Origin of the sequence: Paenibacillus sp. LPE1-1-1.1 (assembly GCF_040676435.1) — a bacterium.
Lineage (GTDB): Bacteria > Bacillota > Bacilli > Paenibacillales > Paenibacillaceae > Pristimantibacillus.
Genome location: NZ_JBEGHY010000012.1, coordinates 543,867 through 565,186 on the forward strand (window position 1 = coordinate 543,867; position 21,320 = coordinate 565,186).

17 protein-coding genes are annotated in these 21,320 nt (G+C 48.8%); 13 read left to right on the forward strand and 4 right to left on the reverse strand.

From position 1 onward, the window contains the following. Positions 1–94 precede the first annotated feature (94 nt). Entirely contained in the window at positions 95–790 is a 696-nt protein-coding gene (locus MRBLPE1_RS12995; protein WP_364145874.1) for an HAD family hydrolase, read from the reverse strand. Positions 791–944: 154 nt separating this feature from the next. Here MRBLPE1_RS12995 and MRBLPE1_RS13000 point away from each other — a divergent pair, with 154 nt between their 5' ends. Continuing rightward, a complete protein-coding gene (locus MRBLPE1_RS13000; RefSeq protein ID WP_364145876.1) occupies positions 945–1,697 on the forward strand; it encodes an SDR family NAD(P)-dependent oxidoreductase in 753 nt (250 codons plus the stop codon). Between the two features lie 76 nt (positions 1,698–1,773). On the opposite strand, the gene MRBLPE1_RS13005 is transcribed toward MRBLPE1_RS13000, so the two are convergent. Further along, entirely contained in the window at positions 1,774–3,819 is a 2,046-nt protein-coding gene (locus MRBLPE1_RS13005; protein ID WP_364145878.1) for an RICIN domain-containing protein, read from the reverse strand. Positions 3,820–4,225: 406 nt separating this feature from the next. Between MRBLPE1_RS13005 and MRBLPE1_RS13010 the strand changes: the two genes are divergently transcribed. The 10 genes from MRBLPE1_RS13010 (at position 4,226) to MRBLPE1_RS13055 (ending at position 17,572) form a co-directional block, all read left to right on the forward strand. After that, the gene (locus MRBLPE1_RS13010) at positions 4,226–5,602 is read left to right on the forward strand and encodes an ABC transporter substrate-binding protein (RefSeq protein WP_364145880.1); all 1,377 of its coding nucleotides are present in this window, start codon (positions 4,226–4,228) and stop codon (positions 5,600–5,602) included. A 127-nt stretch (positions 5,603–5,729) separates the two neighbouring features. Next, positions 5,730–6,788, forward strand: coding sequence for a GntR family transcriptional regulator (locus MRBLPE1_RS13015; protein WP_364145881.1), 1,059 nt, complete (start codon positions 5,730–5,732; stop codon positions 6,786–6,788). A 167-nt stretch (positions 6,789–6,955) separates the two neighbouring features. Beyond that, a complete protein-coding gene (locus tag MRBLPE1_RS13020; RefSeq protein WP_364145883.1) occupies positions 6,956–8,332 on the forward strand; it encodes an ABC transporter substrate-binding protein in 1,377 nt (458 codons plus the stop codon). A gap of 65 nt (positions 8,333–8,397) precedes the next feature. Further along, entirely contained in the window at positions 8,398–9,291 is an 894-nt protein-coding gene (locus MRBLPE1_RS13025) for a carbohydrate ABC transporter permease (RefSeq protein WP_364145885.1), read from the forward strand. Between the two features lie 39 nt (positions 9,292–9,330). Further along, on the forward strand, positions 9,331–10,167 hold the full coding sequence (locus MRBLPE1_RS13030) for a carbohydrate ABC transporter permease (RefSeq protein ID WP_364145887.1): 837 nt from the start codon (positions 9,331–9,333) through the stop codon (positions 10,165–10,167). A 37-nt stretch (positions 10,168–10,204) separates the two neighbouring features. After that, on the forward strand, positions 10,205–12,643 hold the full coding sequence (locus MRBLPE1_RS13035) for a family 43 glycosylhydrolase (RefSeq protein WP_364145889.1): 2,439 nt from the start codon (positions 10,205–10,207) through the stop codon (positions 12,641–12,643). A 33-nt stretch (positions 12,644–12,676) separates the two neighbouring features. Then, positions 12,677–14,458 (forward strand): glycoside hydrolase family 2 protein, encoded by a 1,782-nt coding sequence (locus tag MRBLPE1_RS13040; RefSeq protein WP_364145891.1) that lies wholly within the window; start codon positions 12,677–12,679, stop codon positions 14,456–14,458. Positions 14,459–14,478: 20 nt separating this feature from the next. Further along, positions 14,479–15,426, forward strand: a complete 948-nt coding sequence (locus MRBLPE1_RS13045) for a glycoside hydrolase family 43 protein (RefSeq protein WP_364145893.1) — start codon at positions 14,479–14,481, stop codon at positions 15,424–15,426. 122 nt (positions 15,427–15,548) lie between these two features. Further along, positions 15,549–16,262, forward strand: a complete 714-nt coding sequence (locus MRBLPE1_RS13050) for a GTP cyclohydrolase II (protein ID WP_414698883.1) — start codon at positions 15,549–15,551, stop codon at positions 16,260–16,262. Positions 16,263–16,702: 440 nt separating this feature from the next. Continuing rightward, a complete protein-coding gene (locus MRBLPE1_RS13055) occupies positions 16,703–17,572 on the forward strand; it encodes a DUF421 domain-containing protein (RefSeq protein ID WP_364145897.1) in 870 nt (289 codons plus the stop codon). A gap of 7 nt (positions 17,573–17,579) precedes the next feature. Here the strand turns inward: MRBLPE1_RS13055 and MRBLPE1_RS13060 are convergent, their stop codons facing one another. Beyond that, positions 17,580–17,912 (reverse strand): winged helix-turn-helix transcriptional regulator, encoded by a 333-nt coding sequence (locus tag MRBLPE1_RS13060; RefSeq protein ID WP_364145899.1) that lies wholly within the window; start codon positions 17,910–17,912, stop codon positions 17,580–17,582. A gap of 155 nt (positions 17,913–18,067) precedes the next feature. Here MRBLPE1_RS13060 and MRBLPE1_RS13065 point away from each other — a divergent pair, with 155 nt between their 5' ends. Next, positions 18,068–19,042: an aldo/keto reductase family protein gene (locus tag MRBLPE1_RS13065; RefSeq protein WP_364145901.1), complete on the forward strand. Its 975-nt coding sequence runs from the start codon at positions 18,068–18,070 to the stop codon at positions 19,040–19,042. A 75-nt stretch (positions 19,043–19,117) separates the two neighbouring features. On the opposite strand, the gene MRBLPE1_RS13070 is transcribed toward MRBLPE1_RS13065, so the two are convergent. Then, the gene (locus MRBLPE1_RS13070) at positions 19,118–19,846 is read right to left on the reverse strand and encodes a YhcN/YlaJ family sporulation lipoprotein (protein WP_364145902.1); all 729 of its coding nucleotides are present in this window, start codon (positions 19,844–19,846) and stop codon (positions 19,118–19,120) included. A gap of 368 nt (positions 19,847–20,214) precedes the next feature. Here MRBLPE1_RS13070 and coxB point away from each other — a divergent pair, with 368 nt between their 5' ends. Then, positions 20,215–21,264, forward strand: coding sequence for a cytochrome c oxidase subunit II (gene coxB, locus MRBLPE1_RS13075; RefSeq protein WP_364145904.1), 1,050 nt, complete (start codon positions 20,215–20,217; stop codon positions 21,262–21,264). Positions 21,265–21,320 lie beyond the last annotated feature (56 nt).

The window sequence follows — 21,320 nt, forward strand, 5'->3', positions numbered from 1 at the left end:
GCGTGAGCTGACTCGTCGAAAACGCGCACACGAGGTAGGATCATTGTCTGGTATAGATAATGATGCGTATTTGAAACGGTGGCCGGTTGTTTGATCAACCCGGTCCCGGTTGGTTGCTTAAGACAGCGAGCTCATCCAGCAGTTGTTCGGGATGAAGCAGCTTCTTATAAGCGCTTTCGATGTAAGTATTGAACCAAATGGCATGAAAAGGCAGCAATCCTGCTTTGCTTGCACCGTCCAATTCTTTTGAGCCGCCGTCACCGACAAAAACAGACTGCCCGGGCGCCACCTCCAACCGTTCGCAAGCCAGCTTATAAATCTGTCCGTCAGGCTTAGCCGCTCCAACCTCGTAGGAGAAAATAACATCGTCAAAATAACCGGCAAGCTCGCTTTCGTGCCAGTGCCTTACTTCTTCCTCCGTGCAATTGCTGATGATTCCAAGCTTCATATCCATGGCTCGCAGACGATCTAAGGTCCGTATGATTTCGGGATGGATCTGTTGAAAGGGAATCCTTTTTTCAACGACACGATCATGATAAAGGCGGTCGAGCACTTGAGTGTCTATTTTTAAATTTCGGCTTTCTAAAATGTCCTTGATTGCGGCAAAATAATTCGGTAATAAGCCGGTCATTCTTTGCACCTGCCGATTCCCCCATTCACGCTTGAAATCTTCATTGCGCAAACCGAATAATTCGAAATAATCGATGGAACGAACGGATTTACGTTGTCCTTCTTCAAACTCGGTGATTAACGTTTCAAACAAATCGAAAAACACAGCTTGAATACGCAAAATAATCATCTCCTTAGGGGACTGGCGGGAACTAGCGGGAACTAGCGGTCGCATCTCTATTTTAATAGGAATGCTAAGAGTTAACCATTTCCATTTTCATTTATTTTGCTATAAACTCTATCGTAAAGCTGGATTAGCCTGAGGAGGAGTTCATATGAAATTAACATACGAGGATAAGCATGTACTCATAACAGGGGCCGGAGCTGGAATCGGCCGGGCGCTTGCGCTGGCTTACGCCGAGCAAGGCGCTCTTCCTATTATTGCGGATAAAAATGAAGAAGGGCTGGAGCAAACGGCTTTGCTGCTGGAGGAGGCCGGCTATCATTCCTTGTCCATTACGGCCGATATGAGCAAGCCTGAGGAGATTACCCGGCTGCTGCAGGATGTCCAGACGCTTGTTGGCAGACTGGACATTGTCATTAACAACGCCGGCTTTGGCATATGGAAGTCCCCCTATGATTTGGAGATCGAGGAGTGGGACAGCGTCGTCAATACGAATTTGCGCGGGACGTTTGTCTGCTCACGGGAAGCAGCTAAGCTTATGCGAACTACAGGCGGCGGAGCCATCGTGAACATTTCATCCACCCGGGCGATGATGTCGGAGCCGAATTCGGAAGCTTATGCCGCTTCCAAGGGAGGGATTTTGTCGTTGACGCATGCGATGGCCGTATCTTTAGGTCAGGATCGCATCACGGTCAACGCGATATGCCCAGGCTGGATTGAAACGGGCGATTACAGCCAGCTGCGTGAAGCGGACCATACGCAGCATCCGTCGCAGCGGGTCGGCAAGCCGGAGGATGTTGCGCGTGCATGCCTTTATTTGACCGATCCCCAAAATGACTTTGTGACGGGCACCCACATTACGCTGGACGGCGGAATGACAAGAAGAATGCTTTACGAGGAATAGCCTGTGCTTTTATAATCCGCAAAAAAAACGTGGTCCCGCAAGGTATATAACCTTGACGGGACCACACATTCTCCGATTAACTCACCCTCACGAGCTTCCACTTTTGGGCGCCGTTGCCCAGATCGTCCCAAATTTGAACGTTGGTGCCGTCCGCCGTCCCCGAGCCTGATACATCTAATGCCTTATTGCTGTTTGAGTCGATAAGCTTCATATATCCGCTGCCCGTATCGACGACCTTCCAGAGCTGATTTGGGGTGCCAGCATAATCCCAGATTTGCACGTTCGCTCCGTTCGCCGTGCCCCACCCGTTAACCTCAAGCGCTCTGCCGCTATTCGTATTAATAAGCTTGTATGCTCCGCCTCCCACATGCGTGATTTGCCATAGCTGATTCGCTTGGCTCGCGCCTTCCGTCCAAATTTGCACATTGGCTCCGTTTGCCGTCCCCCAGCCGTCAACCTCGAGCGCTTTTCCGCTGTTCGAATTTACGAGCTTATACACACCGCCGGATACCACACCGTTATAAACGTCATTACGATAAAATTCAACACGGTCTATATCGACCCATTGGCTTGCTAGCGTGTTCGAGGCAAAAAATCCAACCGTTGCTTGCCCGTTCGTAACCGCAATATTGGAGAGAGTAACCGGCGTCCAAGCCGTCGTTACCGGACAAGTTATTTGCCGCATCGTACCGCCAAAGTCTTTGGCTTCCATGACGCATGCGCTTTGCCCGCCGCTGCTTCGCATATACGCGCGCATCGTATAATTGCCGTTATCTAGACCGCTGACGGTTTGACCGACATAAGCCGTTGCAGGGCCGCTCGTTCCGGCTAATCCGATAAAATGATTGCCATCTGCGGCCGGGACGCCAACGCCGTCATTTGTACCGTGAACCTTAATTCGTGTGGGATAATCATCGCCGTACGTGGACCAGCCGCTTACATTGGCGGTTTCGAAGCTCCAATTCGTAAGCAGATTCGCGTTGGAGGGTGTGACGGCATGGCCGAAACGAACATAAACGCCGCTGCCGGGATAGTTCGAGCTAGTTGCCGCCAGCACATGCGTAGCGTCTATAGGGAGCAAGGCATTCCAATTGGAGCTGGTCGAGTCGCTTACCGGAAAAATATTGGTGCGGAACTGCCAGGTCGCTCCGTTATCGGCGCTAATCATCGTATACATGGAGGAGTAGGCGTCGCCGGTGTTAATGCTGTCATTATCGGTTTGGAAGGAAACGAGAAGTCGACCGTCCCCGAGCTTCACGACAAAGGGAGCGCCGGCTTTTTTGCCGGCCTTTGATGGAATATACAAGGTTTGACGGGGCACATTCCAGTTATAGCCGTCAGCTGAAATCTTATATTTGATGACGAAGGGATGACCGGCAACATCTGTCGCTTCGAAAACAAGCATATATCTTCCGTCCGCCATTTGGGTGACGACGGGCATACCGTCTCTCGAACCCGCGGCAACGCCGTCGCTGACAACCGTTTCGGCGCTCCAGCCGTTTCCGGTCCAGGTTTTCATAATGAGCTTTTGAAGACCCGTTGTTCCGGCTGCCGCAGGACCGTCATCCGCATAATAAACAGCGACGGTATTGCCTAACATCTGTAGATGCGGCTCCCATAAGCCTTTAAAGGAGCTGGCAGTCGTAGCACCGATCTGTCCGTTTGCGAGATCCGACCACGTATTGCCGCCGTCCGTGCTTTTTCTTGTTCTAAGATAGGTGTTGTAATTGGAGCCGGACTGCACGACAAGCCGGTAGGATAACCAAATATCGCCGTTAGCAAGTTGAAGCATTTGTCCGTTGCCAACATCGCCGCTAGCATCGGCTGCAGCTTGTATGGCAGGAGACCAGTTGTGCCCGCCGTCGTTGCTTCGGGCAATCATGATTCTTGTTTTGCCGCCGCCGGCATTCGTATCAAAGGAAGCAAGAATATCGTTATTGTTAAGCTTAAGCAAACGCGGATACCATACCCCTCCGTTAGATGGAGCAAAAACAGTGGAGGTGTTAGTAGGCCAAGCTAAGCCTGGTGCTGCAAAAGCTTGAAAGCAGGCTAACAGGGTAGTGAGCACAAGCAGTAAGGCGGTTGAGCTTGCAGCGATTCTCATTTTTTTGGCTAAGATCAAGTGATTTCATCTCCTTTTAAATAATGTAAGCGCTTCAAAACGGATTATAAGGTATGTTAGTATTTAAATATATACTGAACTTAGTATAATAAAAGTCTTTCTAATGAAGTGACCAGCCGAAAATGAGGATCGAAGGGTGGGCCTATACAAAATTGATTGAGAAAATGATCAAAATTGAAGCATGGACATGTAGTTAGAGAAAAATAATTTAGTTTTTATACTAAATACAGTATTTAAACTTATAACAATATAAACTAGAATAAGCTCATCAAGGAAGCGCTTGCAAAAAAAGTGGGCACCGGAAGCGAGTATAGGATGGCTCATTGCATGAAGCTTCGCTTTGCAGAATCCTTGATGGCGAAACCGTATTTTATGCAGCACATACAAAAGGGAGGCGTCAAACGAAATGAAGAGAAAACAATCGGCAAGGCTTGGACTTATTTTTCTATTATGCTTCGGGATGCTGTTGTCAGCATGCTCATCCGGCAATAATGGCAGCGGCTCGGCCACGAACGGCAACGCGGGCAACAAAGAAGCAGAAGCGGGAAATACGCCGCAGGAGCAGGTGAAGATTTCGTTTATGGGCCATGGCAGCCCGCAGGAGAAGGATATATTCACGAAGCTCATTAAGTCCTATGAAACGAAATACCCGAACGTAAAGGTTGAATATACAAGCGTGCCTCCAGCAGAGTACAACCAAAAGCTGTCTACGCTGGTCGCATCGGGCAAAACGCCGGATGTATTCTACGTATCGGGGCCGCAATTTTATAAATTCGCCGAGGCAGGAACGATTCAGAACCTGCAGCCGTTTCTAGAAACGACCGAGTTGTTCCAAGAGGATAATGTATGGAAGCAGGCGCTCGACCGTTACCGCTTTGACGGCAAGCAGCTCGGTCAAGGCGATCTGTACGGCCTGCCGAAGGATGTAGGCCCATGGGCAATGGCGTACAACAAAACGATGTTCGAGGAAGCCGGAGTGGAATTGCCGCCGGCCGAGGTGGGCAAATGGACATGGGATAACTGGCTGGACGCGGCGAAAAAGCTGACGAAGGATGATAACGGCGACGGCAAGGTCGATATTTACGGCGGAGCGAACTTTACGCTTGAAGGAGCGGTATGGGCAAGCGGCGGAGACTTCATCGACTACGGCACTGGCAAGGTTACCATCGATACGCCTGAATTCGCAAACGCGATGCAATGGGTAGCGGATCTTCGTTTGAAGCACAACGTAACCCCGTCGCCAGAGGATGAGAAGGCGATGAATTCTTACTCGCGCTTCGTGGCAGGCAAGGTAGGCATGTTCCCGATGGGCCCATGGGATCAACCGGGCTTCTGGGATTTGCCGTTCGATTGGGATATTGCGGCATGGCCGGTAAATCCGGCGACAGGCAAAGCGGGAACCTGGGTCGGGTCGATGGGCTACTCAGTATCTAGCAAATCCAAGCATGCGCAGGAAGCGTTTAACCTCGCCTCATTCCTGGCGCTGGACGCGGAAGGCCAGAAGCAAAACTACGAGCTGGGCCAAGCGGTGCCTAACCTGATCGACATGGCAAAAGGCGAGTTTGTGGCCTATGATAAAGCGCCGGCTAACCGCAAGGTATTCCTTGATATCATCGAGGGTTACGGTCATCCGACATTAGATTTTGGCTCGAAGGATACGAAATGGATCGATACGATGTGGCAAGAGGCAGGCAAGGTATGGGACGGCAAGATGACGGCTGCTGATTGGGCGAAGGAAATGCAGCCGAAGCTTCAGGAGCTGTATGACAAGGGCAACAAATAAGAGGAATACGCAAGTTTAAAAGCTGTGCCTTCAGGTTCTTAACCTCGGAGGCGCAGTTTTTTTTATAAAGACAAATCATAACTAATTTAGTATACTTAATATATTAATATAAAAAAGAGGGTGCGACGTGAAAAATTATCCTTTATATAAACAAATCCAAGCGGATATTTTAGGACAAATTCAAACAGGCAAGCTGCGTCCCGGAGACCGTGTCCCCTCAGAGAAAGAGCTGGCAGAGCAATACAGGGTCAGCCAAATTACGAGCAAAAATGCTTTGATCGGGCTTGCGGACGAAGGCGTGCTTGTTCGCGTGCAGGGTAAAGGTACGTTTGTGCGGCAGGATGGCGAATCCACGGTAGAAGCCGCTGCATCCAGCCATGCGAGAGACGTGATTGGACTCATTTTGCCGTGCATGAAGACCAAGGTGGATCAGAAAATCCTTGATTCCATTGAGAAATACGTGACGGCTGGCGGATACAGCTTGCAGGTTCGCATTACGCGGGAGTCTCAAATCGAAGAGAGCGCGGCGATTGAATCGATGGTCGCTTCCGGCGTACGGGGACTAATAGTGTTTCCAACGGAAGAGGAACGCTATAATGATAGTATTTTGCGATTGTCGCTCGATAAATTTCCCCATGTGCTGATCGACCGCTTCCTCAAAGAGATCCGGACGTACAGCGTCAGCTCGGATAATGTGAACGGCACGGAACAGGCGATTACGCATTTGCTGGAGAGCGGCCACGAGCATATTGCGCTTATTACCCCGGAAATTACGAATACAGCGACCGAAGAGCGCTTGATCGGTTTCGAGAAAGCCTATATGGCCAAGAAGCTTCCGATTGATAAGGATTTGTGGTGCATATTAAAAATCGAGGATATATCAAGCGGCAACGCGCAGCCTATTATTGAAGCCTTCATGAACGAGAGACCTGCGGTCTCAGCTGCATTCGTAGTCAATGTGGAATTGACCAACTATACCTACTACGCAGCCAAACGGTTGAAAAAATCAGTGCCCGACGACATCGAGCTTGTCTGCTTCGACCAGCCGGATTTCCAGGATGTATCCTATTTGCAGCAAAATGAGGATGAAATCTGCAGGGTTACGGTTGATTTGCTGCATGCGCAGCTGCAAGGCGAATATACGCCGCAGCGAATCGTCGTACCCGTGAAGTTTTGTAAAAAATAAGCTTTATCCTATAACAAGCATCTTTGCACAGTTTTAGTGCAAGGATGCTTTTTTATATTATATTTAGTATATAAACATATAACAATATAATTTATAATGAGCTTATTGATTTAAGCGCTTACAGTGTACGTCAAGCGTGTTTAAATTACGAGGGAGGGTCAAACGAAATGAAGAGAAAACAATCGGCAAGACTTGGACTTATTTTTCTATTATGCTTCGGGATGCTGCTATCTGCATGCTCATCCGGCAATAATGGCAGCGGCTCCGCCGCGAACGGCAGCACGGGCAATAAAGAAGAAGGCGCGGGAAATACACCGCAGGAGCAGGTGAAGATTTCGTTTATGGGCCATGGCAGCCCGCAGGAGAAGGATATATTCACGAAGCTCATTAAGTCCTATGAAACGAAATACCCGAACGTAAAGGTTGAATATACAAGCGTGCCTCCGGCAGAGTACAACCAAAAGCTGTCCACGCTGGTCGCCTCAGGCAAAACGCCGGATGTATTCTACGTATCGGGGCCGCAATTTTATAAATTCGCCGAGGCCGGCACGATTCAGAACCTGCAGCCGTTTCTAGAAACGACCGAGCTGTTCCAAGAGGATAATGTATGGAAGCAGGCGCTCGACCGTTACCGCTACGACGGGAAGCAGCTCGGTCAAGGCGATCTGTACGGCCTGCCGAAGGATGTAGGCCCATGGGCAATGGCGTACAACAAAACGATGTTCGAGGAAGCCGGAGTGGAATTGCCGCCGGCCGAGGTTGGTAAATGGACATGGGATAACTGGCTGGACGCGGCGAAAAAGCTAACGAAGGATGATAACGGCGACGGCAAGGTCGACATTTACGGCGGTGCAAACTTTACGCTTGAAGGAGCTGTATGGGCAAGCGGCGGAGACTTCATCGACTACGGCACAGGCAAGGTTACCATCGACACGCCTGAATTCGCAAACGCGATGCAATGGGTAGCGGATCTTCGTTTGAAGCACAACGTAACCCCGTCGCCGGAGGATGAGAAGGCGATGAATTCTTACTCGCGCTTCGTGGCAGGCAAGGTAGGCATGTTCCCGATGGGCCCATGGGATCAACCGGGCTTCTGGGATTTGCCGTTTGAATGGGATATTGCGGCATGGCCGGTAAATCCGGCGACAGGCAAAGCGGGAACATGGGTCGGGTCGATGGGCTACTCGGTCTCGAGCAAATCGAAGCATGCGCAGGAAGCGTTTAACCTCGCCGCATTCTTGGCACTGGACGCGGAAGGCCAAAAGCAAAACTACGAGCTGGGGCAAGCGGTACCCAACCTGATCGATATGGCAAAAGGCGAGTTTGTGGCTTTTGATAAAGCGCCGGCTAACCGCAAGGTGTTCCTGGACATTATCGAGGATTACGGGCATCCGCCGGTGGAATTCGGCTCGAAGGATACGAAATGGATCGATACGATGTGGCAAGAGGCAGGAAAGGTATGGGACGGCAAGATGACGGCAGCCGACTGGGCGAAGGAAATGCAGCCGAAGCTTCAGGAGCTGTATGACAAGGGCAACAAATAAGCTTTAGAAATAAAGCCCGATTTTAGAAATGAAATAACGAATAGCTAGTGCGAGGATGTGTACGCATGAAAACAAGAAAACCTAGTTATATCCGCAAAGAATACGCATGGGCCTATCTATTTGTGGCAGCGCCGGTGCTTGGCTTTCTCATCTTTGGAGTCGCGCCGCTTCTCTACTCGGCCTGGCTGAGCTTCACTTCGTGGGATCTCGTTACACCGCCTGAATTTGTAGGCTTTGAGAATTACGTGGAGGTTTTCCACGACGAGAAAGTGTACAAATCTCTCTATAACACGGTGTTTATGATGCTTGGCATCCCGATCGGCATGGTAGTCGCGCTGCTGTTGGCCATTATGATGAACCGGCCGCTCAAGGGCATATCCTATCTTCGGACGATTTATTATTTGCCGGTCATTTCCCCGATCATCGCCGTTTCGCTGCTGTGGCAGTGGATTTTGAATCAAGATTTTGGATTGCTCAATCAAACGATGTGGAACTGGTTCGGCATTGAAGGTCCTAACTGGCTCGGCGATGCAAGCTGGATTAAGCCTTCGATGATTCTGATGGGCGTATGGGGCGGCGTTGGCGGTACGATGGTGCTTTACTTGGCCGGGCTGCAGTCCATCTCTTCTACGTATTACGAAGCTGCCGAGGTAGACGGCGCTAACGCGTTCCAGAAGCTGTGGTTGATTACGATTCCGCTGCTTACGAATATTCATTTCTTCGTCGTTGTGATGGGCGTTATCGGCGCATTCCAGTCGTTCAGCCAGATCTACGTATTGGCAGGCGACGGCGGACCGGAATACAGTGCGGCGACCGTTGTATTTTATATTTTCGAAAATGCGTTCAAGTACTTCAATATGGGCTATGCCAGTGCCATTGCTTGGGTTCTTGGCCTTATTATCTTCATCGTTACGCTCGTTCAGTTCCGGCTTTCAAAAAAATGGGTGTACAACGATTGATCGTTAGCGTCACAGTTTGCGAGGGGAGTTTGATTTCACATGCTGCAAAAAAGAATGACAAACCTTTGGGTGGCCTTAATCCTCTGTATCGGCTCGGTTGTCATGCTGGCACCGTTCGTATGGACGATTTCCACTTCATTAAAAGATCAACGAAACGTATTCGAAATTCCGCCAAAGTGGGTTCCTGATCCTGCTACTTTCAAAAACTATGTCACGGCATGGAACGATTCTCCATTGCTCAGCGGTTTTATGAACAGCATGATTATCGTCGTTTTTGTTCTCGTGATTGGACTTTTTGTATCCACGATGGCGGCATATGCTTTTGCTAAAATCGAATTTCCGTTTAAGGATGCGATTTTCCTATCCTTGCTTGGAACGATGATGATTCCTTTCTCGGTCGTCATGATTCCGCAGTTCATTGGCTTCTCGAAGATCAACTGGATCGATACGCTGCTGCCGCTCATTGTACCGGGCCTATTCGGAAATATCGTCGTTATTTTCTTCTTGCGACAGTTTTTGGCGGGCGGTTTACCGAATGAGTTGGTCGAAGCAGCCAAGCTGGATGGCAGCGGATTCTTCCGCACCTTCTGGACGATCGCATTGCCAGTCGCCAAACCGGCGATTGCCGCTCAAGCAGCACTAAGCTTCATGGGCATCTGGAATGATTTTATGGGTCCGCTTATCTATTTGAGCTCGCCGGAGAAGCAAACGATTCAAGTACTGATTGCTTCTATGCAAGCACAATATATGGGATCCTCTAACTATCCGGTTATTCTGGCGGCGTCGATCATTTCCATGGTTCCCGTCATTCTCGTATTTTTCTTCTGCCAGCGCTATTTTATCGAATCAATGGCGATCAGCGGGTTAAAGGGTTAACCGGATGCGCATATTTGTAGCAGGAAAAATGAGGGCGATGAAAGCTGTCGCCCTCATTGCCGCAGCATTGGCGGTCATGCTGAGCGGTTGCGAATCGAGCCCGGATGAGAAAGAGATCAACCTGTTGAAGGAGGATGCAAAAGTGTATACGAACTCGTTTAAGCTGGATCAAGAGTGGGAGGATTACGGAATCGGCGATCCTTTCATCATGCGCTATAACGGAAGGTTTTACTTATACTGCAGCACAAAGGACTTTCGGCCCGGCATTAAGGCATGGAGTTCCGACAACCTCGTGGATTGGAACTATGAAGGACTCGTTACAGAGGATCCGATCACGACAGGCGCTTATGCTCCCGAAGTTTTTTACTGGAACGGAAGTTTCTATTTATATACATCGCCAGCCGGACAAGGGCATTACGTACTGCAGAGCGACAGCCCAACGGGGCCGTTCGTCGTCAAAACCGAAAATCTGGGCAATTCCATTGACGGTTCCGTATTTATCGATGATGACGGAAAGTGGTATTTCACCAATGCAGGCACGCAGGGCATTGTTGCCCATGAGATGCCAGATCCGTTTACGATTGATATCGGCGTAACGACCAATGCCTTTCTTGGGCACTGGACGGAAGGTTCGATGATATGGAAGCGAAACGGCTTGTATTATATGACTTATACGGGCAATCACGTATTCAGCAATGGTTACCGCGTCAACTATGCGGTGTCAAAAGAAGGGCCTTTCGGTGATTATGCATTGCCTGCCAACAATCCGATCGTCATCAACGTGAAGGATGAATTTAAGGGGCTGGGCCATAGCGCGACGGTGCTTGGCCCGGATATGGACTCCTATTATTTGACCTATCATAATTTGGTCGGGCATTCCGCTGAAGGCCCGCCGGTACGCGAGCTCAATATTGACCGGCTTGCTTATAATGGCGATAAGCTGGTGGTTTTTGGTCCCACGCATGACCATAAGCAGCCTGCACCCGCGATGCCGGCGTTGTATAGCTGGTTGTCGGAAGGGATTGCGGCCGAACAATGGGACAAGACGGATTCGGCTAAAGGCGGGACGGTGCTTAGCCAATTAACGACGGAAACGAATTTTATTGCGGAATATAATTTTCGATTCGATGCAGACGCAGCAGCAGATAACGGTATGGTTGAAGCGGTATTTTCATATACGGACGCATCGAATTATTCTGCGGTTATCCTGCTGCCATCCAAGCATGAGCTTCACTATATTAACGTAAAAAATGGATCCGAGCAGCATGGCGGTTATGCCGCGCTTCCCCAAGAGTTTGATTATTCGAAGCTGCATGCGATCCGGGTGGAGCGGCGTGACGACCGGGTTCTTGTTTTCTTTGACGGGATGAAGAAGCTGGAGGAAGAAACGGCTGGACCGGGCGAAGGGAAAATCGGGTATATCGCGACAAATGCGAAACCGGTCTATGAGTATACGGCGTTTACGAATGATGCAGGCGGCAGCAGCGATTTTGAGGCTTATAAGCCGGTGCCTGGCACGATTGAAGCGGTTCATTATTTGAAGGAAGCGGAACGAGGCTTCCACGTAGAGCAGAAACCATCGGAGATAAGCGCATACCGGGCGGCAGACAGCGTCCCCATTCAAAAGCTGGATGACGGCAGCTACTCCGTAACGCTGCAGCAGCGCGGAGACTGGTTGAAGTATAAGCTCAATGCGAAGGCGGATGCGAAGTATGGAATCGGACTGACGCTCCGGAAGCCGGAGAAGGATAGCGTGCTGGAATGGTCCATTGACGGAGGAGATCCGGTAAAAACGAAGATTAACGCTGATGATCCGGCCTTTACGGAAGACACAGCCAAGCTTCGAATCGGAACGCTGGATATTTCCGCAGGCTTTCATGAAATGAAGATTGAATTAAAAAGCGGTGCGGCTGTTATTCAATCTTTTGAACTGTTTACTGCCGAGCAGCTGGAAGAGCAGCAATCCTTCGAGCAATTGCCTGTTCAATCGGGTTTTGGTTTATTTGGACAGAACGACCATGCTTATACCGGCAGCGGGACAGAGGATGACCGCTTGTTTGCGGGCAGCGACGCATGGGATGACTATACGTTTTCGGCTCGCGTAAAGCTGAATGCCGATACGGATATTGGCGGTCTATTTATACGCGAGACGAATGAATCGTATCATCCCGCTCAAGTCAGAGATGCGGCGATGGGCTATTATATCGGCATTTCTTCTTCGCAGCTGACCTTACATCGTTTGAACTATGATTCCGAGCTCATAGCCAGTGAAACCGTAGAGCTGGAAACGGGACGCGTTTATACGCTGAAGGCAGCAGCAAAAGGCGGGAATATACAAGTGTTTCTAAATGATGATCCGAAGCCGTTAATTCAGTACACGGATCCGAACCCGTTTTTATACGGCAAGGTAGGCATTCATGCCGAACGCTCAACTTTATCATTCTACGATTTAATCGTAAAACCAATAAAAAAATAATATAAACATAAGCAATAGGACTGGAGTGGGAACATGATTATACCATCAAGAAATGAATACCCTAGACCGCAGTTTGAACGGGCTTCTTGGCTTAACTTAAACGGGGAGTGGGAATTTGCGTACGATGATACGAATGCTGGCTGCGATAATAGATGGTATGAGGGAGAAAATTTTGACCGTAAGATCCAGGTGCCGTTTTGTTACCAAAGCGAGCTGAGCGGCATTAATGAACAAGCCTTTCACGATATCGTATGGTACCGGAAAAATGTCGAGCTGCCCTCTGAATATGCCGGAAAACGCATTATCCTTCATTTTGGCGCAGTCGATTACGATGCTAAGGTATGGGTGAACGGCCATTTGGTTGCATCCCATGAGGGCGGCCATACCCCTTTTCAAGCCGATGTTACGGCAGCCCTTCAGGTAAGCGGGAAAAACATCATTGTTGTGCGCGCACAGGATTACAGCAAGGATGTTACGCTGCCAAGAGGCAAGCAGTACTGGAAGGAGAAGTCGGAACAGGTCTTCTATACACGGACGACGGGCATATGGCAAACGGTATGGATCGAGGCCGTAAATGCTGCGCATGTGGAACGAGTGAGGCTGACGCCGGATATTGATTCCAATAAAATTCATATTCGCAGTTTTATTAAGGGCGCGGAATTATACAAAGGCTTACGCCTCAGTATAAAAATATCTTTTGAGGGCGAGCTGATAGCCGAGGATGCCATTCGTGTCATGGCGCAGGAAGAGGAAGTTTCCATTAAGCTGCATGACTTTAACGATCACGGCCTTGGACGCTGGTGGTCGCCGGAGAAGCCGCATCTCTATGACGTCGAATTTAAGCTGCTGGACGGCGAAGAAGAATTAGACCAAGTGAAAAGCTATTTCGGCATGCGGAAAATATCGATTGAAGACGGCGTCATTTGTTTGAATAACCGTCCTTATTATATGAAGTTAATTTTGGATCAAGGTTATTTTCCGGGCGGCGTGCTTACGGCTCCGAGCGATGAAATGCTGCGTACGGATGTGGAATTGACCAAGCTGATGGGATTCAACGGCGCGAGGAAGCATCAGAAAATAGAAGATCCGCGTTATTTGTACTGGTGCGATAAGCTTGGATTGCTAGTATGGGGAGAGATGGCGAATGCTTATCAATTCTCGGAGCAATACGTGAGCCGCATCACGAAGGAGTGGCAGGAAGCGGTTCACCGTGATTATAACCATCCTTGTATCGTCGTCTGGGTTCCGCTGAATGAAAGCTGGGGAACGCCGAATATTTTAATCGATAAAAGACAGCAGCATCATGCATCCACGCTCTATTATTTGACCAAATCGCTGGATGATACTAGACCGGTTATTTCGAATGACGGCTGGGAGCATGTGAAATCGGATATCTATACCGTTCATGACTATGAAAGCCGCGAAGAAGTGCTTGCGCGCCGATATGCAACGCCTGAGTTATCCGTCAAGAGCGATCCGCAAGGCAGAAAAATTATCATCCCCGGATTTTCCTATCATGGCGAGCCGGTACAGCTATCGGAATTCGGAGGCATATCATACATTCAAGGCAGCGGCGAAGGCTGGGGTTACTCTTCGGCGAAGGATGATCAGGACTTCCTGAACCGTTTGACCGCAGTGATGCGTCCGATTATTGCAGCAGGAGGATTACAGGGCTACTGCTATACGCAGCTGACCGACGTCGAACAGGAGAAAAACGGTCTGCTGTCATTCGACCGCGTGCCTAAGCTTCCGATTGAAACCTATCGCCAAATTGTATCGGGCGCGACTCCGGTGTTAACGGGCGGATTGAAATAGTCATAGAGGGGCGGGTTGAAATGGATAGAACATTTGTGAATCCTATTCTGATGGGCGGAGCAGATCCGTGGATGATGAAGCATTCAGACGGCAAATATTATTTGATGGTAACCAAAAGAAGCCATTTGGAATTAAGATCGGCTGATTCGATGACCGGAATCGCTGAAGGACGGCATGAGGTTATCTATACGCCGCCTGCCTCGGGTCCCGGATGTCAGAATCTATGGGCGCCGGAATTGCATGTGATCAACGGCAAATGGTATGTATATTTCACCGCTAATGATGGCGGAGGAGATGATACAAGGCGAGTCTATGTGCTTGAGAACGAGCATCATGATCCATTTGAAGGAACGTGGATAGAGCGCGGCGCCGTAAATACGCAATTGCCGGGTCTGGATGGAACGGTGTTTCACCATAAAGGGACGCTGTATTTCTTGTATGCCGGATATGGGCATTTTCCCGATTACGGTTCTGCTATCTATATCGCCAGAATGGAAAATCCTTGGACGATTGCTGCCAAGGAAACCTTGCTTACGAAGCCTGAGTTTGAATGGGAGAAGCAGGGCGGCATGGCCATTAATGAAGGTCCGGTTGTTATACAGAGGAATGGTAAGCTGTTTCTCGTATACTCTGCTAGCACGACATGGGCGGATGATTATGGATTAGGCATGTTAATAGCAGACGAAGCATGCGAGCCGACCGATGCCGCTGCTTGGACGAAGCTTCCGCTGCCGGTATTCAGTAAATCGCCGGAACGAAACGTGTTTGCGCCAGGACATAACAGCTTCACCGTATCGCCTGACGGGACAGAGGATTGGATCGTTTATCATGCCCTTTCTGAATCAGGCGCACCGACGGAAACACGAAGCACGAGAATTCAAGCTTTTGGCTGGAATGAGTCAGGTTATCCGGATTTTGGCGTCCCTGTTGCTGTCGATACAAAGATCCCTTTGCCATCCGGTGAATAGCTATATTAAGATCATGAACCAAAGCAGAGCATAGCGGGTATGCTTACCGAACATAATAGTCCAAACAACTATTATACTAAGGTCAGGAGCATACCCTTATGTACACAGAAGCTGTCTCCGTTATGGACAATAAGATAAAGGTAATCGACAGTGAAAAAGGCATTATTTATTTGGTGGGTCCGATTAAGCTGCCGGTTAAGCTTGAAGAAGGCGAAGCGCTTTTTGACTGGTACTGCTGGCTCCTGTGCAAAGAAAAGCTGGAAGATGCGGAGCAGATCATTAAGAAGCTCTCTGCCATTAATCTTGCGGAAATGCAGCAATCCAGCGTGCTTGTATACGGCGATTTCGAGCAAGCCGATGAGGCTTGGATCCGCATGCACAGCATTTGCCACACGGGGGATATCTTTGGGAGCAAGCGCTGCGATTGCGGTTACCAGCTGCATGAGTCGATGCGCATGATCGTCGATAAAGGCTCAGGCGCTTTGTTTTATTTGGCGAATCATGAGGGAAGAGGCATCGGCTTATTCAGCAAGGCCATGGCTTATCTGCTGCAGGAAAAGGGCTTTGACACGGTGGAGGCAAACGTGGAGCTTGGTTTTGTGGATGATGCACGCAACTATGGAGATGCCATTCGCGTGTTGAAATCGCTGAGGTCGAAGCCGGTTGCGCTGATCACGAATAATCCGAAAAAGCTGGATGCGCTGCAAGCGGAGGGGCTGGATGTAACCGATCGAATTCCGCTTTGGGGAGATCGGTCCGAGCATAATGAACGTTATTTGGATACCAAAATAAAACGTTCAGGGCATTTCGCGGCAAGTGCTTGCCCTAACGAATAAAGGTCTGGAAATTGGATAGGGCTGTCCCGTTAACGCATAAATGCGCTAACAGGACAGCCCTTAGTTGTATCGTATATTTAACCGGACCTCTTCTCTAATGAAAGGCCGTATGGAATCCCCTTGTTAACAGCAAACAGCATGTGTACCAAGTTGTCTAAAACTCGCATCCTAAAACAACGAAAGCCCTACCTCTCTTCCGTCCTCGCGGCTCCGATGACCGCGCCAGTGTGAATCAGAAATACATCACGAAACAGGTTTGGGATTAACAGCAAAGAAATCAAAATCTGAGGAAAAACATTGAATCTTACTGGGGATATGCTGGGGTTAAATATAATACATTCTTTATATTGTACTACATATATTTATGATTTGCAACAGTTTAATGAAAAACGAATGACTTTAGCCATTCTGGACACTATAGGACGGAAGGGGGAATAGAGATGCCAAGTTGGTTGGAAATTGTTATTCGCACATTGGCTGCTATTGTCATTTTATTTGCTTTGACAAAGGCGCTGGGCAAACGCCAAATATCGCAGCTATCGCTATTCGAGTACATAACCGGCATATCGATCGGTAATATTGCCGCCTATGTGTCGCTGGATCTCGATAATCTATGGTATTTGGGTATGGTGTCATTAGCGGTGTGGGTTAGCGTATCGGTTGCAATGGAGTTTATTACGATGAAAAGCAAAAAAATTCGAGATTTCGTTGACGGCAAGGGTACGGTTCTCATTAAAGATGGCCAAATGCTCAAAAAGAATTTGCATAAAGAACGGCTGACGATAGATGAAGTGTTGGAGCAATTGCGTAAAAAGGATGTTTACCGCTTAGCTGATGTGGAGTTTGCGGTCATGGAATCAAGCGGGGAGGTTAACGTGCTGCTGAAAAAGGAATATCAGCCTATAACCGCTGATCTTCTTGGCTGGAAGGTGGCAAGCGAGCATGAAGCGCAAACCGTCATGATGGATGGAGACATTCAAGATGAGGTATTGGAGAGGTTAGGCCGTAATCGCGACTGGCTGCTGCATGAGCTTAAGACTAGGAATTTGAAAGAGGAGGATGTTTTTATCGCTCAGATGGACAGCACCGGTCAACTGCTGCTCCAGACTGGCGAAGAGGGCAAGCATCCGCAAAATAGCTCATCTAAGCCAAAGGAACGAGTTGCCATTCTCATGGAACAGTTTGAGGCGGAGCTGCTCCGCCTTGAACGGTTATCCCGGAACGAGAACGATCGCCGCGTTTATCAGACGGCGCGCGATCGGTTTCAATCGAGCATAAATTCGATGCCCGATCGGCTGTTGAAGCGTTAAGCTAGAGTTAGTTCCATCTCGCTGACCAAAGCTTCATCTCTTTCAAAATATGATGCAGGTCTTCGCCCTTCGGGGTGAGCGTATACTCGACCGTCACGGGTACGGTGGGAAAAACCTTGCGTTCAAGCACGCCCTTGTCTTCCAGATGACGGAGCGTGCTTGTTAACGCTCGCGGGCTTACCGCAGGAATGAGCTTCTGAATTTCCCCGAATCGTTTGGTGCCGCAAAATAACTCTCTCAGTACAAGAAATGCCCATTTGCCGCCGATAACATCCAAGGTTTTCTCGATGTTGCATTCAATATGAACGGGTTCTTTCGGGATGTAATTTTGTACGCTCAAAACGTCATACCCCTTTTCGTATATTACTAACAATGAGTATAGTATATATATTAAAGATAATAAAATGAAAAAACATTCACTACTTACATTAAAACACAATCTGCTATACACTACTACATGAGAGCGATGGAAAAGCCGAAAAGGAGTGTTAGAAGATGAAATATAGAAAACTTGGCAACAGCGGGCTTAAAATAAGTGAAATCGGACTTGGCAGCTGGCTGACTTACGGAACGGCAACGGAGGCGGAAACGGCTCAAGCATGCATACATAAAGCTTATGACCTTGGCATTAACTTTTTTGATACGGCAAATGCTTATAATAATGGCGAAGCGGAAAAAGTAATGGGCGATGCTTTGAAAGCGTATACGCGCAGCAGCTACGTTCTCGCAACAAAGGTATTTTTCCCGATGGGGGCAGGTCCCAATGACCGCGGGTTATCCAGAAAGCATATCGTCGAGCAGTGCGAAGCGAGCCTTAAGCGTCTCGGCACCGATTATATTGACCTCTATCAATGCCATCGCTATGATTCGGACACACCGACTGAAGAAACGCTGAGGGCGCTCGATGATTTGACCGCGCAAGGGAAAGTGCTCTACGCCGGCATCAGCGAATGGACAGCGCAGCAAATTACGGATGCGGCTCAGACAAGTAGACGGCTTGGCCTGCGTCCGCTCGTATCCAATCAACCCATCTACAATATGTTTGAGCGATATATCGAGCAAGGGGTAGTCCAAGCCTGCGAGCAGGAAGGTCTTGGCCAGGTTGTCTTTTCACCGCTTGCACAAGGCGTATTGACCGGTAAATACAAACCTGGACAAGCGGTGCCGGCTGGCAGCCGCGCAGCAAATGATAAAACAAACGGCGTTATTAACAGCTATTTGCGTGAAGACGTGCTGCAGGTGGCCGAGAAACTCGAGCAGTTGGCAGCGAACATTGGCGCGTCGTTGTCGCAATTTGCGCTGGCGTGGGTGCTTCGTCAGCCAAATATAAGCTCGGCGATTATCGGATCCAGCCGCCCGGCTCAAGTGGAAGAAAATGTGAAAGCCGTAGATCTTGTTCTTTCGGATGATTTGCTCGCTCAAACAGAAGCGATCTTAGCGGAAGTAAAAGGCTTCGCCCCAATGCGCTGATCTCTATATTGCTGATAGCCAAAAAGGCTCTTCCTCGGAAGAGCCTTTTTGCTATATATAATAGAAGCAATTTTTTTAGCGGTCCATTTGGGACTCGGAAGGGCTGTAGGTGCCTGGCTGCGTGATGGGTGGAGGCATTTCCTTGCCGCCGGCAAAATGATATTTCACCACGGTATTGAATTGATCGATCCAAGGCATAAGCGAACGTCCGCCCCAAGCTTCCTTGGCAAAATGATTAAAATAGTTTACGAGTTCCATGTTAGCCGAGATGTGCACTTCTTGTGCGGCCGGCGCAAGCTCTCGGACTTTTAGCGCAACGGTCTGTTTCAGTTCATCGGACAAGTCGTTAATATCGTTCACCGAAAAATAGGAATTGTAAGGCGAGACAAGCGCCCGGCTGTTTCCATACGGACTACCTGTATCGTGATTATACACGCCTTCGTTTGTACCGGTATTGTCCTGCTCGCGTAATCTGCCTGAATTGCGTGTGCCCACGGCTGACCAATCCAGCATGAGACCGACATACGCGTTTTTGTCCGTGAGCATAACGATCGCGGAAGCGACGCCGTTCAGGTCCGTTACCTTTCGTGAAATGACGGAGCTGTATTCGAAGAAGGAGTTATCATGCTGGTGCGGATTCGTTGACATCGGGCCGTAGGATTTGCCGCCCAGCATCTTCGGATCGTTAGCCTGGCGGCTGCCGTAGTCGCTGTCGCTTCTCTGGGCGAGTTCTTCGTAATTGCAGCCTGCTGCCGCAGTGAGCACTGCAGCTGACAGCAGCAGCGCAGCTATTCGTTTAACCATAAAGTGAGGACCCCCATTCATACGATAATGGCTTTAGTTTTTGCCTTGGAAGCTTAAATATACGTTTAAGGGGGTATACATAATTGACCATGGGTTTGGTGCACAATGTAGGATAGAGAGAATGCCATGCTGACAGGCGTAACGCAACGAAAAAGAAAGCGGAAAAACGTTGTAATGATGCGTTTTTGACAGCTTTGAGAACAATTTGTGAACTCTCTGTGGAACATTGACAAATAGGGCCTTCAACTTTATATTTAATAAAGTGATTTAAGTTGCAGGAGTTGTAATAACATCTGTGAAACACGCAGCCAGCCGCATGCCACGTGAAAATTAGGCAGCTGCGAAAACGTCAAAAGTGGGGTTGATTAATGATGAAACGGTGGCGATTTGTAAAACGGCTTGCGCCGCTTATGGCCATGATGGTATTGGTGCTGACGGCCTGCGGGCGGAGCGATTTGTCGACGCTGAATCCTCAGGGACCTGTAGCGGAAGAGCAATTCGGACTGATGAAGCTGGCAATTGGAATCATGTTAATCGTGATTATTGCCGTATTTGGTATCTCTTTGTATGTCATTATTCGTTTTCGCAGACGTCAAGGAGACAAAACCATTCCTAAGCAAGTAGAAGGAAACCATAAGCTAGAGATTATTTGGACCGTAATTCCAATTATCATGCTTATCATTTTGGGGGTTCCAACCGTACAATCCGTATTTAACTTAGCTAAAGATTACAGCAAAGATCCGGAAGCGGTTCAGGTCATCGTTACTTCGCATCAATACTGGTGGGAATTTGAATATCCTGAATACGGAATCAAAACAGCCCAAGAGCTAATTATTCCAAAAGGCAAAACGATTTCGGTTCAAGCGAAATCCGCTGACGTGCTTCACTCGTTCTGGATTCCGTCGCTTGCAGGTAAAATCGATACAAATCCTGGCGCGAACGTAAATGCGATGTATTTCTCAGCTCCAAAAGAAGGCGTTTACCTAGGCAAATGCGCCGAGTTATGCGGACCTTCACACGGACTGATGGACTTTAAGGTCAAATCAGTGGACGAGTCTTCATTTGATCGCTGGGTAGCAGCGCTTCAAGAGCCAGTTGCTCTTCCGAGCGATCCGGCAATTGCAAAAGCATTCGAGAGCAAATGTCTATCTTGCCACGCAGTGGGAGACCTTGGCGGACCGGCTTACCCTAACTTGACGGGTATCGGAAGCCGTGAGACTGTCGGAGGTATACTTGTTAACACCGATGATCCGCAATATTCCAATGAAGGTTCAGTATACGACAACCTGCACCGTTGGATCGAAAATCCGGATGAAGTTAAACCGGGTAACCAAATGGGCAAAATTGATCTGACTGAACAAGAACTTGAAGGTATTGCTAAATATTTATCCGAACTGAAACTTAACTACGAACAATAATTTATCGGTGATTGAAGGAGGTACCTACTTTGGCTCATGCGCATACGCATACGGTC

Excerpts from the sequence above, each read along its gene's own strand:
- MRBLPE1_RS13000 (WP_364145876.1), top strand. The coding sequence starts at position 945 with ATGAAATTAACATACGAGGATAAGCATGTACTCATAACAGGGGCCGGA.
- MRBLPE1_RS13010 (WP_364145880.1), top strand. The coding sequence starts at position 4,226 with ATGAAGAGAAAACAATCGGCAAGGCTTGGACTTATTTTTCTATTATGC.
- MRBLPE1_RS13020 (WP_364145883.1), top strand. The coding sequence starts at position 6,956 with ATGAAGAGAAAACAATCGGCAAGACTTGGACTTATTTTTCTATTATGC.
- MRBLPE1_RS13025 (WP_364145885.1), top strand. The coding sequence starts at position 8,398 with ATGAAAACAAGAAAACCTAGTTATATCCGCAAAGAATACGCATGGGCC.
- MRBLPE1_RS13030 (WP_364145887.1), top strand. The coding sequence starts at position 9,331 with ATGCTGCAAAAAAGAATGACAAACCTTTGGGTGGCCTTAATCCTCTGT.
- MRBLPE1_RS13035 (WP_364145889.1), top strand. The coding sequence starts at position 10,205 with ATGAAAGCTGTCGCCCTCATTGCCGCAGCATTGGCGGTCATGCTGAGC.
- MRBLPE1_RS13040 (WP_364145891.1), top strand. The coding sequence starts at position 12,677 with ATGATTATACCATCAAGAAATGAATACCCTAGACCGCAGTTTGAACGG.
- MRBLPE1_RS13045 (WP_364145893.1), top strand. The coding sequence starts at position 14,479 with ATGGATAGAACATTTGTGAATCCTATTCTGATGGGCGGAGCAGATCCG.
- MRBLPE1_RS13050 (WP_414698883.1), top strand. The coding sequence starts at position 15,549 with ATGGACAATAAGATAAAGGTAATCGACAGTGAAAAAGGCATTATTTAT.
- MRBLPE1_RS13055 (WP_364145897.1), top strand. The coding sequence starts at position 16,703 with ATGCCAAGTTGGTTGGAAATTGTTATTCGCACATTGGCTGCTATTGTC.
- MRBLPE1_RS13065 (WP_364145901.1), top strand. The coding sequence starts at position 18,068 with ATGAAATATAGAAAACTTGGCAACAGCGGGCTTAAAATAAGTGAAATC.
- MRBLPE1_RS13070 (WP_364145902.1), bottom strand. The coding sequence starts at position 19,846 with ATGGTTAAACGAATAGCTGCGCTGCTGCTGTCAGCTGCAGTGCTCACT.
- coxB (WP_364145904.1), top strand. The coding sequence starts at position 20,215 with ATGATGAAACGGTGGCGATTTGTAAAACGGCTTGCGCCGCTTATGGCC.